5 protein-coding genes and 13 tRNA genes are annotated in these 13,075 nt (G+C 67.2%); 2 read left to right on the top strand and 16 right to left on the bottom strand.

Annotated elements, in window-relative coordinates; all coding sequences use genetic code 11:
* Positions 1-326: 326 nt before the first annotated feature.
* Entirely contained in the window at positions 327-1,157 is an 831-nt protein-coding gene (locus tag ACOJUJ_RS18390; protein WP_420128353.1) for an AAA family ATPase, read from the bottom strand.
* 163 nt (positions 1,158-1,320) lie between these two features.
* Between ACOJUJ_RS18390 and ACOJUJ_RS18385 the strand changes: the two genes are divergently transcribed.
* Positions 1,321-2,142, top strand: a complete 822-nt coding sequence (locus ACOJUJ_RS18385; RefSeq protein ID WP_420128352.1) for a hypothetical protein — start codon at positions 1,321-1,323, stop codon at positions 2,140-2,142.
* Between the two features lie 785 nt (positions 2,143-2,927).
* On the opposite strand, the gene ACOJUJ_RS18380 is transcribed toward ACOJUJ_RS18385, so the two are convergent.
* Positions 2,928-5,555: a DUF5916 domain-containing protein gene (locus tag ACOJUJ_RS18380; protein ID WP_420128351.1), complete on the bottom strand. Its 2,628-nt coding sequence runs from the start codon at positions 5,553-5,555 to the stop codon at positions 2,928-2,930.
* Between the two features lie 370 nt (positions 5,556-5,925).
* Between ACOJUJ_RS18380 and ACOJUJ_RS18375 the strand changes: the two genes are divergently transcribed.
* Positions 5,926-9,294, top strand: coding sequence for a tetratricopeptide repeat protein (locus tag ACOJUJ_RS18375; RefSeq protein ID WP_420128350.1), 3,369 nt, complete (start codon positions 5,926-5,928; stop codon positions 9,292-9,294).
* A 33-nt stretch (positions 9,295-9,327) separates the two neighbouring features.
* On the opposite strand, the gene ACOJUJ_RS18370 is transcribed toward ACOJUJ_RS18375, so the two are convergent.
* The 14 genes from ACOJUJ_RS18370 to ACOJUJ_RS18305 all read right to left on the bottom strand — a co-directional run bounded on the left by ACOJUJ_RS18370 (position 9,328) and on the right by ACOJUJ_RS18305 (position 13,071).
* Positions 9,328-11,526: a molybdopterin-dependent oxidoreductase gene (locus ACOJUJ_RS18370; protein ID WP_420128349.1), complete on the bottom strand. Its 2,199-nt coding sequence runs from the start codon at positions 11,524-11,526 to the stop codon at positions 9,328-9,330.
* A gap of 221 nt (positions 11,527-11,747) precedes the next feature.
* A tRNA-Ser gene (locus ACOJUJ_RS18365) sits at positions 11,748-11,830 on the bottom strand.
* Between the two features lie 22 nt (positions 11,831-11,852).
* Positions 11,853-11,926 (bottom strand) — tRNA-Pro (locus ACOJUJ_RS18360).
* Positions 11,927-11,946: 20 nt separating this feature from the next.
* A tRNA-Ser gene (locus ACOJUJ_RS18355) sits at positions 11,947-12,032 on the bottom strand.
* Positions 12,033-12,041: 9 nt separating this feature from the next.
* Positions 12,042-12,128: transfer RNA gene (locus tag ACOJUJ_RS18350), tRNA-Ser, on the bottom strand.
* Between the two features lie 43 nt (positions 12,129-12,171).
* A tRNA-Gln gene (locus tag ACOJUJ_RS18345) sits at positions 12,172-12,244 on the bottom strand.
* Between the two features lie 26 nt (positions 12,245-12,270).
* Positions 12,271-12,343: transfer RNA gene (locus ACOJUJ_RS18340), tRNA-Gly, on the bottom strand.
* Between the two features lie 44 nt (positions 12,344-12,387).
* Positions 12,388-12,459 (bottom strand) — tRNA-Thr (locus ACOJUJ_RS18335).
* Between the two features lie 17 nt (positions 12,460-12,476).
* Positions 12,477-12,549, bottom strand: a tRNA-Ala gene (locus ACOJUJ_RS18330).
* Positions 12,550-12,563: 14 nt separating this feature from the next.
* Positions 12,564-12,637: transfer RNA gene (locus ACOJUJ_RS18325), tRNA-Val, on the bottom strand.
* 10 nt (positions 12,638-12,647) lie between these two features.
* Positions 12,648-12,731, bottom strand: a tRNA-Tyr gene (locus tag ACOJUJ_RS18320).
* A gap of 5 nt (positions 12,732-12,736) precedes the next feature.
* Positions 12,737-12,809, bottom strand: a tRNA-Ala gene (locus ACOJUJ_RS18315).
* A 67-nt stretch (positions 12,810-12,876) separates the two neighbouring features.
* Positions 12,877-12,950 (bottom strand) — tRNA-Asp (locus ACOJUJ_RS18310).
* A gap of 48 nt (positions 12,951-12,998) precedes the next feature.
* A tRNA-Gly gene (locus tag ACOJUJ_RS18305) sits at positions 12,999-13,071 on the bottom strand.
* Positions 13,072-13,075: the final 4 nt, after the last annotated feature.

The raw sequence follows: 13,075 nt of genomic DNA, 5'->3' as shown, positions 1-13,075 counted from the left end.
CCCCACCCGCAAAACCGCCAACTGACCGCAACCCCGCCAGGCACCGCGGCGGCCCATTCCGTTTAATCGGCCGCCGCGGTTAACGGTTTGGGGAGGATGAAGTTGGATGAGATGCGATTACCCGGTCCGCCGGAAGTTCAGCAGCCCCGTGGTGCGTGACGATTCAGAACGATCCGCTCGACGCGCGGAGACCGGAAGCCGTGCAGCAAAGAAGGGAATCGGCATCCCCATTCACTTTTATTGTGCAGAACCACTCCACGTTTTGGTGAACCAACTCACCATTTTGAGGAGACAGGCAGAGGCACGACGGCGTGATGCGGGCGGAATCAGTCATCCTTGTCGCCGTCGTCGTCGCTGAAGAGGGTGCGCAGGGAGCGCTCGCGGTGGTTCAGAAAGTCGTGGGTTACGCGATATGCCTCCGTTTCCTCGTACTCCACCTCCGCAATCCCCTCGTCGCCAAAGCGGTAGATGCGGGCGCCGGGGTACGCCAGCAGGATCGGCGAGTGGGTGGCGATCACCAGCTGCGAGCCACCCCGCACCAGCCGGTGCATCACGGAAAGCAGCGCGAGCTGGCGCAGGGGCGAGAGCGCCGTCTCGGGTTCGTCCATCAGGTAGATGCCGCCGCCGCGCAGCCGGTGGTTCAGCAGCGCCAGCATGGCCTCGCCGTGCGACTGCGCGTGCAGGCTGCGGCCGCCGCCGTAGCGCGCGTTCAGCGGGCGGTACCCCGTCATCACCACCCCGCTGCGCTTCTTTACCTCGCGCGCAATCGCCTCCATCTCCTCGTCCTGCCGGTCGATCTCCGTCGCCAGGTTGAACAGCCCTTCGGTGCGGACAAAGAAGCCGTCCCCCGCGACGCCGCTCCCCGGCAGAAGCTCCACGTGCTCGCTGAGCCCGGAGTGCGACTGGTCCACGGTTGAAAAGCGCAGGTCGTCGGATCCGCCTTCGGGGTTGAAGCCCAGGCGCACGGCGATCGCCTCCAGCACGGTGCTCTTCCCCGTCCCGTTTTCGCCGGCGAAAAAGGTTACGCCCTCCTCCACCAGCCCCAGCTCGTGCAGCCCGCGCACGGCCGGCAGCGAGAACGGATAGCGGCTGAACGAGGGAACCCGCTCCCGCCGCAGCCGCAGCGCGCGAACGAAGGGAATCTCTTTACGGAACATCGGTGAAGCTCCACGACTAGATGGGACCTCGTCGCGCCGGACGGACCGTAAACACGGCGTTCTCGCCCGGCGCGACGCATCAACAGTATCTTCCCCGCGCCCGGCTCGCGACCTGCCCGCGGCCGCCGCACACCTCTTCCATCTTCCGGCCCCGGAACCCTTGATGCCCCTCCATCGCCTGCTCCTGCGTGCCGTGCTCCTGCTTGCCGCGGTTGTCGCCCATCCCCGGGGCGCGGCCGCCCAGCCTGTGCAGATGTGCAGCAACCAGCCGATCCCCACCGGCTACGTGGTCACCGCGACCAGCAGCAGAACCGAGTGTCCCGGCTATTACTCGTCCGGCCCCAACAGCTTTACCATCCGTGTTCCCGGCGACACCGTCAGCGTCTGCACCACGCTCAGCCCCACCTTGCCGGGATACGTGGTCACCCGGCAGACGTCCCGCAGCGAATGCCCAAACTACTACAGCAGCAACGGCAACTCGGCCACCTGGCAGCGCGTGGGTGAGCCGCCGGCCGCGCAGCCCGCGGCGGCGGACGACGAGATCCTGGTGATGGATGCATACGACCGCACCGTGTTTCAGCGGCTGGGGGAGATGGCGGCGTGGCGGCGGCTGGTGATGCCCACGCACCACCCGTGGCTTTCCAAGGCCGCGCACGGCGTCATCACGGGCACTACCGTGACGCTGACCGGCGGAACGCGCTACACGCTGGTGGCCGTGTGCGACCAGGACTGCACCGACCTGGACCTGCGGGTGCTGGACGGCGGCTACCTGCTTGGCGAAGACCGGTCGACGGACGAAACCGCCGTCGTGGAGCTTGCTCCCGCACGTGACGTGCGGCTTACGGTGGAGACGATCATGGCCCAGTGCGCGCAGTCGCCCTGCCACTTTGCCGTGGGCGTGTACGAGACGCCGCGCCCCGGCGCCATCCCGCCCCGCCGCCCGCCCGGCGGCGACGTCCGCGTCACGCCGCGCCCCCGGCCGTGAACGGGTGAACGGGTGGACGGGTGAACGGGTGAATCCCTGAAAGACTGCGTCCAGAAGATCACTGTCATTCTGAGGTCGGCGCCGCGCACAACCGTCTTCACGCTCCAGGGCCATGGCGCCGGCCAAAGAATCTCCGTCGGAAACGGGCGGGGCCCCGCCTCGAAGCCAGACGTAGCCGACGGGATCGTGCGCCGATCGGCGCACAGGCAATTGCGCAAACCCGACAGAACCGTGCGTGCGCCTCGCTCAGCGGGTGTTGAGAGACCTCGGATCGTGCCAGTCATCCTGAGGGAGGCGCCGCTCCATAAACTGCTCATACACACTACCTTGGCGCCGACTGAAGGACCTTGCCGGCAGAAGCGTGAAGGCTGGCTTCATGCCCCCGCATCAAGCCCCACGGTGGCGGAGAGAAGGTCCTTCGGTCGCGCGTAAGCTCTTGTTTTCCTGAAGGTTCCGCGTGACGCTCCCTCAGGATGACTGAGCGCTTCGTACGAAGAACTGAGGTTTCTCAGCACCCTCTCAGCCTCAGAGCGCGCGCCTCAGGCTCAGACTCAGAATGACACCTTCCGCTGGACGTTCGGAATGACAGATGCTGCGCGATGTCGCCTCGTCACCATCATCCGAGTTACAAAAAACCCCGGCCTCTCTCGCGAGAAGCCGGGACTTTTTTTCATCCACCTGAATCGATCACGTCGTGCGAAATGGGAGATTCAGGACGCGGTTCTCCGCGCCTCCGCGCCCTCCGCGTCTCCGCGTGACACCTGCAGTTTTCCCGAAGTTCGGGATCAGGGGTTCAGCCAGTAGCTGACCTTGATCAGGAACACGTCGTCGGGCGCGGAGCCGAACAGGCCGTCGGCGTCGCGGCGCAGGTCAAAGTCGCCAAAGGCCTGGGAGTCGCTGCGGTTCTGCTGCCAGGCCAGGTACAGGGTGCTCCCCGGCCGCCACTCCCACCGCAGCACCGCGTTGCCGCGCAGGCTGCGCAGGTTGAAGTCCGGCTCCACCACCGGGAACGAGACCGCGTTGGGGCCCTGGCCGTTGGGATAGATCTGCCCGTCCACGATCACGCCCACGTCGCTGCCGTACTCCAGGAACTCGAACGTCCCCGCCCGCGCCAACTCCCTGGGCGCGCCAAAGTCGCCCGTGGCAATGAACGGCTGCGCGTACACCTGCAGCGAAAGCGCCGGCGTAAAGGTGTAGTTGAGCCGCGTCTCCAGCGCCACCGACGTCTGGTCCAGCGGAGCGAACACGTAGCGCGCGCCAAACGTCTCCGTCTTGAGCGGGTCAGCCACCCGCATCAGGTACTGCGCCACCGCGTGCGAGCGGCTGATGGAGGGCCCCACCGACACCTCCCAGTGCGGCTGGGGACGCACCGTCACCCCCGCGAACAGCTCGCCCGAGTAGCCGCCCGCCCCGTCGCGCTGGTAATAGGTGCCCAGGTCGCCGATCACCTTCTTGCGCGGGTCCGTCGACACGCCGGCGTTGACGGACGAAAAGCCCACCCGGTGCGCCGCGGGGCCGCCGCGCGTAAGTCGGTCGTCCACCGTGCCGGGAAGCGACGTGTTGAGGTTGAAGTACACGCTCCAGTAGTTGAGCAGCTGCGCGTTCACGCCGGTGAACACGCGGTTGGAGATGTTCTGCCAGCCGTAGTTGTGCTCCACCAGCCCCGAGGCGTACAGGTTGTAGCGGCGCAGCACCTTGCCGGGGCGCGTCTCGTTGTAGCTGCCACCGATCTCGGCGTCGATGCGGTCCGCGCGGCGCTGAAAGCCCAGGTCGCTCACCTCGTACCCGGGGCTGATGGTGTTCAGCCGGCCGTACGCGCTCCACAGCCGCCCCATGCGCCGGTTCACCTGCACCGCCCCCGCAAAGCCGGAAAGCGACGACAGCGCCGAGTCCAGCTGCAGGTGGTCCGCGTCGGGCCGCCCAAAGTAGTGGTACGGCAGACTCTGCGTGCTCAGGATGGACGCACGGTCGCCGCGCACGTGGCTGCCGGCCAGAAAGCCGGTCAGCGTCCAGTTGCGCTCGTCCCACTGGTGCGAGATGTCCACGCCGCCCGTGTAGGCGGCCGAGCGCAGCGACGATTGCAGTGCGTCGGTGTCCAGGTTGCGGTTCACCGCGCCCACAAAGCCGCCGATCGCCGTCTGCCCCGCGCGCGTCTCGCGCCGCGCGCGGCCCACGAAAAAGTTGGTCAGCGGCTCGGCCGTCAGCGTCTGGTTCTCCGTCTCTCCGGGCAGGCGAAAGCGCGCCTCCTCGCGCCGCGTCACCGCGTCCAGCACGCCGATGGACCAGCCGCCCTGCGTGCGCCCGGACAGCTTCATCGCCCCCAGGATGCGCGTGGTGCTGGACACGTCATACGCGTCGGCGGCGGGCACGATCGTGGGCGTGCGGCCAATGCGGCGCGAGTAAAATGCCAGGTTGGTCCCGTCGCCGCCAAAGCGGAAGATCTCCGCGCCCTCCACAAAGAAAGGGCGGCGCTCGTCGTACTGCGTTTCAAACGCCGTAAGGTTCACCACCGCCGGGTCCACCTCCACCTGGCCAAAGTCCGGGTTCACGGTGGCGTCCAGCGTCATGTTGCTGCTCAGGCGGTACTTGAGGTCCACCCCCACGTCCATCCCGTACTCGCGGTCTTCGCGAAACGGGTTGGCGCCGCGCTCCACGTTCTCCGCCCGGCTCACCGCGTACGGCAGCACCTCCAGCCGCTTGCCGGTCGGAATGCGCTCCAGCCCGGCCAGGTGGCCAAAGCGGGGGATGCCGCCCGGCTGGTCGCGCGGGGTGAACGACCAGACCGAGAACTCCTGGTTGCGGGCGATCTGCCGCTCCACCTGCATTCCCCACGTCTGCACCGGCGCCGCGCTGAACCGCAGCTGGCTGAAGGGGATGCGGATCTCCGCCACCCAGCCGCTGTCGCTCACCGACGTTTCCGCCTCCCACACCGGGTCCCACGAGTCGTCCTCGCCGCCGTCGCCGTCGCGCGTCTGGTCGCGCCGCACACCCGCCGGGTTCACCTCGAAGCCCACGGCCGTGCGGTGGTCGTGGTTGCTGTCCAGAATGACCGTAAGCCAGTCCGACGCCGACATGCTCATGTCGCGCCGCCCCAGCCGCGACCGCACCGGCTGCCGGTCGTACAGCCGCGCGCCGATGTACAGCGCGCCGTCGTCGTACAGAATGCGGACGTCGGTGCGCTCGGTGGCGGGCTGCCCCTCCTGCGGGTCCAGCTGCCGGAACTCGGTGATGGGCGTAGCCGCCTGCCACGCCGCGTCGTCCAGCACGCCGTCGATGCGGATGGGCTGCGTGGTGCGCGTGGCGGCGGCCTGGGGCGGCTCGGGGGTCGCCGTGCGGGGGGCGGCCGCGGTCTGCTGCGCGGCGGCGGGGGCGGCGGTACACGCCAGGAGAAGGGATACGGCGATACGCTTCATGAGGAGGTACGGCTGAAAGGCGGGTGAAAGCCGGCGGTTTGAGGTGGGGACGTGCATGAGATGCACGGAACGCCCAAAAGGTTTGTCGCGTGGACGTGACGGGCACGGATGCCGGCGGGACAGGCACATCTGCGCCCGCGAATGTGTCGAGCCAGAAGGGGAGATAGCTCCGCACGCACTGCTAAATTGCCAGCAGATGCTAGTGTACTAGCACCTGCAAACTTCGTCAAGCTTTCTCCCTTCGCGGCCCGCTCTGCCGTTCGAGAGAAACCGGGGATCGCCCGCCGGCTGTCCCGCGTTGCGTTTACGCGCCTGACAGGCCATTCATGTCGATGAGGATGCGCGCGTTCGATCTGCAACCACAAGCGTGATGAGCCAGCCCGTCTTTATCTCCTACGCCCGCGACGCCAGCCGCGACAAGGCCCAGGCGCTCCACCACGCGCTCGGCGGACGTACGGCGTTCCTCGACACGGCGGACATCGCGCCGGGCGAGCGCTTTCCCGAGGCGCTGGTGGACGCGCTGTTCTCTGCGCGCGTCGTCGTGATCTTCGCCGAGCCACAGTACTTCACGCGCTGGTACTGCCTGCTGGAGTTCCGCATCGCCCGCACCCCCTTCCTGCGCGCCGCGGAGCGCCCTGGCGCCACGCCGCAGGAAAAGGCCGACGCGCTCCGCGGCCTGGTGGTCGCCATGCCCCCGCGCGGCGTGGACCCGATGATGGAGCGCTTCCCGCCGCTGGTGCGCGCCCGCAACTGGCCTGCGGTGGAAGACATCGATGCCATCGCCGCGCTCGTGGAAGCCGAGTTGGCTGCGAACCCGCCCACCCTCCGCGAGCGCTACGCCTCCGTTGCCGATGCGGACGCCGCGCGCTCGTTCCTGCTCGAAGCCACACGCCTCCCCCCGCCGATGCGGATCGGCAACCTGCCCTTCGTCCCGCAGGTTGGCCTCGCCCCGACCATCGGCGACGCCTTCGTCGGCCGCGCCGACGACCTGTGGCGCATCCACGATCTGCTCTGGACCGAGCGCGGCGACCCCGCCACCGCCGCCGGCCTCCCTGGCTCCATCGAGGCGATCGGCGGGTTCGGGAAGACGCGCCTGGCGCTGGAGTACCTGTACCGCTTCGGCCCCCGCCACTTCCGCGGCGGCCTCTTCTGGATCAATGCCGAAAGCGACCCCGAGCTTCAGCTCTACGATGTCCTCCAGGCGCTGAACCCGAGCGCCCCCGCGATCGAGCAAATCCGTCAGGTACCCGGCGGCGTCCCGGCCGCCGTCGCCCGCGCCATCCGCTCTCGCCCGGACGACGCCCCCACGCCGCTGTTCATCATCGACAACGTCCCGGAGCCTCAGCCCGGCGAGCCTCCGAAGCCGCTCGACACGTGGTGCCCCGTCCTCAGCGACGTTCCGGTGCTGACGACCTCGCGCACCCGCGTCGCTCTCGGCGGCGGCAGCGTCGTCGCGCTCCCCGTCGACACCCTGGACCCCGCCTCCGCGGTCGAGTTGCTTACGACGGAAGTTCGGCGAGATGCACTTGAAGACGCCGACTGGCAGCACATCGCCGAATGGGTCGGCCACCTTCCGCTGGCGCTTGAGGTCCTGAATCGCGTTCTTCGCTCTGGCGAGATAACGCCCGCCGCGCTCCTTGAGCTTAGCCATAAGCAGCGGCCGAGCGCCGCCGTCGATGCAGCGATGGAGTCTATTCGCCACGTCGTACCGGCAGGTGCTCTGCGCGGCATCACCGAAGCGTTCTCCACGTCCTACAACCTGCTGACGCCGGAAGAGCAGTACGCTGCGCGCCTGATCGCCTGGATGGCGCCTGCGCCGGTCCCCACGTTCGTAATCGGTGCCCTCGGACCTGAGATCTTCGCTCCGGGGATTCGCGCCAAACTCCTCAATCGCTCCTTCGTGGCGGAGGTGCGTGACGGCTCCGCTGTGTACTATGGAGCGATGCACCGCGTCTTGGGAGATTTCACCCGCGCACAATCCATAGCGCCAGCAGAGGAGGTTGAGGTCATCCCAGCGCTTTTGACGGGGCTCATGGAAGCCGCGCAAGGACAGGGCGGAGAGGGCTCGGCCGTGGTTCGCGAATGTGGTCCACTCGCTTCAGCCGTTTTTGCCAATTGGGCTGCGGAGCTCACCGATGGAGATGGCTTCTCCCAAGCACGGGTTTTCGCCAACCATGCGGGCACCATTCTGTGGCAATACGGCCATCCGGTTCTCGCACGTGACATCTTCGCATCAGTGGCTTTCGCGTCCACAGTACGGCTTGGGGAGGAGCATCCGCATACGCTGACAGCGATGAACAATCTGGCTATAACGCGGGATGCCCATGGGGATCATGCGGGAGCGCAAGAGCTAAAGGAGCGGGTGCTGGAAGCGAGGCAGCGCATTCTCGGAGAGGAGCACCCGAATACGCTAACCGCAATGAGTAACCTAGCTTCCACGCGGAGAGCTCGTGGGGATCTTGCCGGAGCGCAGGAGCTACAGGAGCGGGTGCTGGGCGCGAGGTGGCGCATCCTCGGGGAGGAGCACCCGGATACGCTGACCGCAATGGGCAACTTGGCTTCCACGCGAAGCGACCGTGGGGACCGTGCCGGAGCGCAGGATCTAGAGGAGCGGGTGCTGGAGGCGATGCGTCGCCTCCTCGGACAGGAGCACCCACATACGCTGACTGCGATGGGCAATCTGGCTCTCACGCGGAGCTACCGTGGGGATCATGCAGGAGCGCAGAAGCTACAAGAGCAAGGGCTGGAGGCGAGCCGGCGCATCTTTGGGGAGGAGCATCCGGCTACGCTGATCGCGATGAGCAACCTGGCTGCCACGCGGCGAATCCGCGGGGATTATACAAGAGCGCAGGAGCTACAGGAGCGGGTGCTGGAGGTGAGGCGGCGCATCGTCGGAGAGGAGCACCCGGCTACGCTGACTGCGATGAGCAACCTGGCGGCTACGCGGAGCAGCTGTGGGGATCATGCGGGAGCGCAAGAGCTACAAGAGCGCGTGCTGGAAGTGAGCCTGCGCATCCTCGGGAAGGAGCACCCGGCAACGCTAGCCTCGATGAATAACCTGGCCTCGACGTGGAGAGAGCGTGGGGATCATGCGGGAGCGCAGGAGCTACAGGAGCGGGTGCTGGAGGCGATGCGGCGCATCCTCGGGGAGGAGCACCCGACTACAATGAGCGCGATGAACAACTTAGCTCTCACACTAAGCGAGCGTGGGGATCATGCCGGAGCGCAGGAGCTACAAGAGCAAGGGGTGGCGACGATACGGCGGATCCTCGGGGAGGAGCACCCGGATACGATGATCGCGATGAATAACCTGGCTCTCACGGTGAGTGCCCGTGGGGATCATGCGAGAGCGCAGGAGCTACAGGAGCGTGTGCTGGAAGCGAGGCGGCGCATCCTCGGGGAGGAGCACCCGGATACGATGATTGCAATGAGCAACCTAGCTTCCACGCTGAGCACCCGTGGAGATCATGCGAGAGCGCAGGAGCTACAGGAGCGTGTGCTGGAAGTGATGCGGAGACGGTTCGGCCGAGAGGATCCGCAGACGACGCTTGCCGGTTGGCGGTTGTTGGAGACTTATATCGCCACGGAAGATTCGGGTTCAGCCGATGGTCTGGCTCGCGAAGACTTGTACTGGCTTCTGGACCGAAATCCGGCAGCCTTAACTAAGTGGCAGCGGCAGATGCAAGCCGAGTTGCGGGCATTCGTCAATCAGGTCGACCACTCCACTGATCAGGCGTGAGGGTGAGCGAGCACGTTGCCGTGTGACGCTCGCTCAAACATGCGCCGACCAACCCTCGTGGGCCAGCGGCGCCGCATCCACCTTCGCGACCAGTTCCACCCGCACCCGCACCCCGTTCAACGCCGCGTTGCCGGTGAGGGCGTCTAGAAACCGGTCGTCGGTCACGTCGTTGGCGCTGGCGCCGGGGTGGGCGGCGGCGACGGTCGTGCCGATGCCCGCGCGGCCGTGGCCGAATCCGTGGGGTAGGCTCACTACGCCAGGCATTACCTCATCACTCAGCGCCGCGGGAACCACCACGCTTCCGACGGATGAGCTGAGGCGCACGGACGCGCCTTCCGCGACCCCTCGCGCCGCCGCGTCGGCGGGGTGCAGCAGCAGGGTGCAGCGGTCGCGGCCCTTCATCAGCCGCGGATAGTTGTGCATCCACGAGTTGTTGCTGCGCAGCTGCCGCCTCCCGATCAACAGCAGGTCAAACGCGCCCTCCGCCGCCGTCCGCGCCTGCGTCTCCGCATCCAGCAGCCGCGCGCGCAGGCGGGCGACGTCGGCCAGCAGGGGCGCGGGGGCCGCGTGGATCTTTCCGTCCTTGGTAAAAAGGCGCGCGGGGAGCATCGGCTTCAGCGGGCCCAGGTCGATGCCGTGCGGATGCTTCCGCAGCCGGCGCAGCGAAAGCCCGCGCCCAAACGGCTTGAATCCTGAGCCGTACGGGCCGGTGCGCAGCCCCAGGTCCAGCATCCCGTGCGGCCGCAGCCGGCTGAGCGCCGCGTGCTTCAGCCGGGCCTTTGCCCCGCGCTCCAGCCGCTGCTGCAAGCCCAGAAAGATCTCCCAGTCCTGCAGCGCGCCCGGCGCGGCGGTGAACACCGCAGGCGAAAAACGGGCGACGTTGCGCACCGAGAGCAGGTAGAACACCAGGTCGTAGTGATCGTGCTCCAGCGGCCCGGTGGGCGGCAGGATGAGGTGCGCGTGGCGGGTGGTCTCGTTCAGGTAGAAATCCACCGAAACCATGAACTCCAGCCCGGCCAGCGCGCGATCCAGCTGCGCGCCGTTGGGCGTGGAAAGCACCGGGTTGCCGGCCGACGTCACCAGCGCGCGCACCTGACCCTTGCCGGGCGTCAGGATCTCCTCCGCCAATGTGGCCACCGGCAGCTCTCCGCCAAACTCCGGCAGCCCGCGCACCCGGCTGCGGAACCGCCCGTGGCTGCCGCGCCCCGTCCGCTTCAGCACGTCCACCGCGGGGAGCGTGAACATCGCGCCGCCCGGCCGGTCCAGGTTGTCGGTGACCAGGTTCAGCAGGTTGATCAGCCAGTGCGCCAGCCCGCCGAACTCCTGCGTGCTCACCCCGCAGCGCCCGTAGCACACCGCGCTGGGCGCCGCCGCAAAGGCGCGCGCCAGGGTCCGGATCTCCTCCGCCGCGATCCCCGTCACCCCCGCCGCGCGCTCCGGCGGGAAGTCCGCGGCAACGGCACGCGCCGCATCCAGTTCCTCCGTAAACGCCGCCAGCCGCCCCGGCTTCTCCAGCCCCTCCGCGAAGATCACGTGCAGCAACGCCAGCAGGAGCAGCGCGTCGGTGCCGGGGCGAATGAAGTGATGCCGGTCCGCCAGCGCCGCCGTCTCCGTCCGCCGCGGATCGATGACGACCACGGTGCCGCCGCGCCGGCGGATGGCCTTGATGCGTCCCGCCGCGTCCGGCGCCGACATCAGGCTGCCGTTGCTGACCGCCGGGTTGGCGCCCAGCACCAGGAAGAAGTCGGTGCGGTCCAGGTCGGGAATGGGAATGAGCAGCTGGTGGCCGAACATGGAGTACGCCGCCAGGTGGTGCGGCAGCTGGTCCACCGACGTGGCCGAGAACCGGTTCCGCGTCCCCAGCGCGCGGATGAAGCCGGGGGCGTACAGCAGGCTGCCGTAGTTGTGCACCGTGGGATTGCCCTGGTACACCGCCACGGCGTCGCGGCCGTGCGCGCGCTGCACCGCCCGCAGCCACTCCGCCACCTCGTCCAGCGCCTCGTCCCACCCGACCGGCTGCCAGCCCTCCGCCGTGCGCCGCATCGGCTGGCGCAGGCGGTCGGGATCCGCGTGCACGTCGCCCAGCGCCACGCCCTTGGGGCAGATGTGCCCGCGGCTGAACGGGTCGTCCGCGTCCCCACGCGTGGAAACCACCCGCCCGCCGTCCGTCTCCAGGACCAGGCCGCACATGGCTTCGCAGAGCGTGCAGGTGCGGTAGTGGGTAGTGGTCATTGCAGGATGGGGAGTGCCGGACGAATGAGGATGCGGGCGGCTGCCGGACCGTCGAACAGGCTCGCCAGATGCGCCGCATCCGCAAGGTCAGCCGGATGTGTTCGCGGCGCAAGCGCCGGCACCGGACAGCAGGGGAGCGTGAGGGGAACCTGCGGACACGAAAAAGCCCCGGCTTCTCGCGAAGAGAAGCCGGGGCTTTTTCATCATGATACATCGCACAACGGAGGCGGAGGGACTCGAACCCCCAAAGGCTTGCGCCCGCCGCATTTCGAGTGCGGTGCCTTACCAGTTAGACTACGCCTCCAACGATCTTTCCGACACACAGGTCGGGACGGCCGGATTTGAACCGGCGACCCCTCGCTCCCGAAGCGAGTGCTCTACCGGGCTGAGCCACGTCCCGAGGTACTACCCAACATGGAGCGGACCGGGTGGGATTCGAACCCACGAGGGCTTTTGACCCCACACGATTTCCAATCGTGCTCCTTAAGCCGCTCGGACACCGGTCCAAGACGGAGCGGAGAGGGCGGGATTCGAACCCGCGTCTGCCTTTTGGGCAGGACGGTTTAGCAAACCGTTGGTTTTAGCCACTCACCCACCTCTCCAAACCGGATCGCACGCGGCAGCCCACCGCGTACGCCCCTTCCATTGCCCCCCCAGGGATCGAACCTGGACTTTCCTGAGTCAGAGTCAGGCGTGTTGCCAATTACACCAGAGGGCACCAACCCGAATTTTCAAAAACTCTAGAGCGGGAGACGGGGTTCGAACCCGCGACCCTCAGCTTGGGAAGCTGATGCTCTGCCAACTGAGCTACTCCCGCGCTCCGGACCGGCAAATCTAACGCGACCGCCGCCGTTTGACCAGAGCCACCGGTCGGATTTGAACCGACGACCGCTCGATTACGAATCGAGTGCTCTACCCCTGAGCTACGGTGGCGTCACGGCTTGTGAAAGTGGAGACGAGGGGAATCGAACCCCTGACCTCTGCAGTGCGATTGCAGCGCTCTCCCAACTGAGCTACGTCCCCAGGACCTTACGCAGTGAGCGGTACAAGACTCGAACTTGTGACCTCCACGATGTCAACGTGGCGCTCTAACCAACTGAGCTAACCGCCCATGTCGCGAGTGGTGGGGGTAGGATTCGAACCTACGTAGGCATTACGCCGGCAGATTTACAGTCTGCTCCATTTGGCCGCTCTGGTACCCCACCAACAGTGGAGCCGAGGGGAATCGAACCCCTGACCTCTTGAATGCCATTCAAGCGCTCTCCCAACTGAGCTACGGCCCCAGACGCCGCGTTTCCGCGGCCATCACCACCCGAATTTTCAAAACCTGCCGCGAATCATCTTCGCAAGCGGGGCCGACGGGACTCGAACCCGCGACCTCCGGAGTGACAGTCCGGCACTCTAACCGACTGAGCTACGGCCCCTTGGTGCGCACTTCACTTGTACCCCGCAGTCGCGCCTGCGGCACACAGAGCGGGCAACCGGGCTCGAACCGGCGACCTCAACCTTGGCAAGGTTGCGCTCTACCAACTGAGCTATGCCCGCGTCA

It is taken from the genome of Longimicrobium sp. (assembly GCF_048594345.1).
In the GTDB taxonomy this organism is placed as follows: domain Bacteria; phylum Gemmatimonadota; class Gemmatimonadetes; order Longimicrobiales; family Longimicrobiaceae; genus Longimicrobium.
This window is presented reverse-complemented; position numbering and strand designations above follow the sequence as displayed.

Excerpts from the sequence above, each read along its gene's own strand:
- ACOJUJ_RS18390 (WP_420128353.1), bottom strand. The coding sequence starts at position 1,157 with ATGTTCCGTAAAGAGATTCCCTTCGTTCGCGCGCTGCGGCTGCGGCGG.
- ACOJUJ_RS18385 (WP_420128352.1), top strand. The coding sequence starts at position 1,321 with ATGCCCCTCCATCGCCTGCTCCTGCGTGCCGTGCTCCTGCTTGCCGCG.
- ACOJUJ_RS18380 (WP_420128351.1), bottom strand. The coding sequence starts at position 5,555 with ATGAAGCGTATCGCCGTATCCCTTCTCCTGGCGTGTACCGCCGCCCCC.
- ACOJUJ_RS18375 (WP_420128350.1), top strand. The coding sequence starts at position 5,926 with ATGAGCCAGCCCGTCTTTATCTCCTACGCCCGCGACGCCAGCCGCGAC.
- ACOJUJ_RS18370 (WP_420128349.1), bottom strand. The coding sequence starts at position 11,526 with ATGACCACTACCCACTACCGCACCTGCACGCTCTGCGAAGCCATGTGC.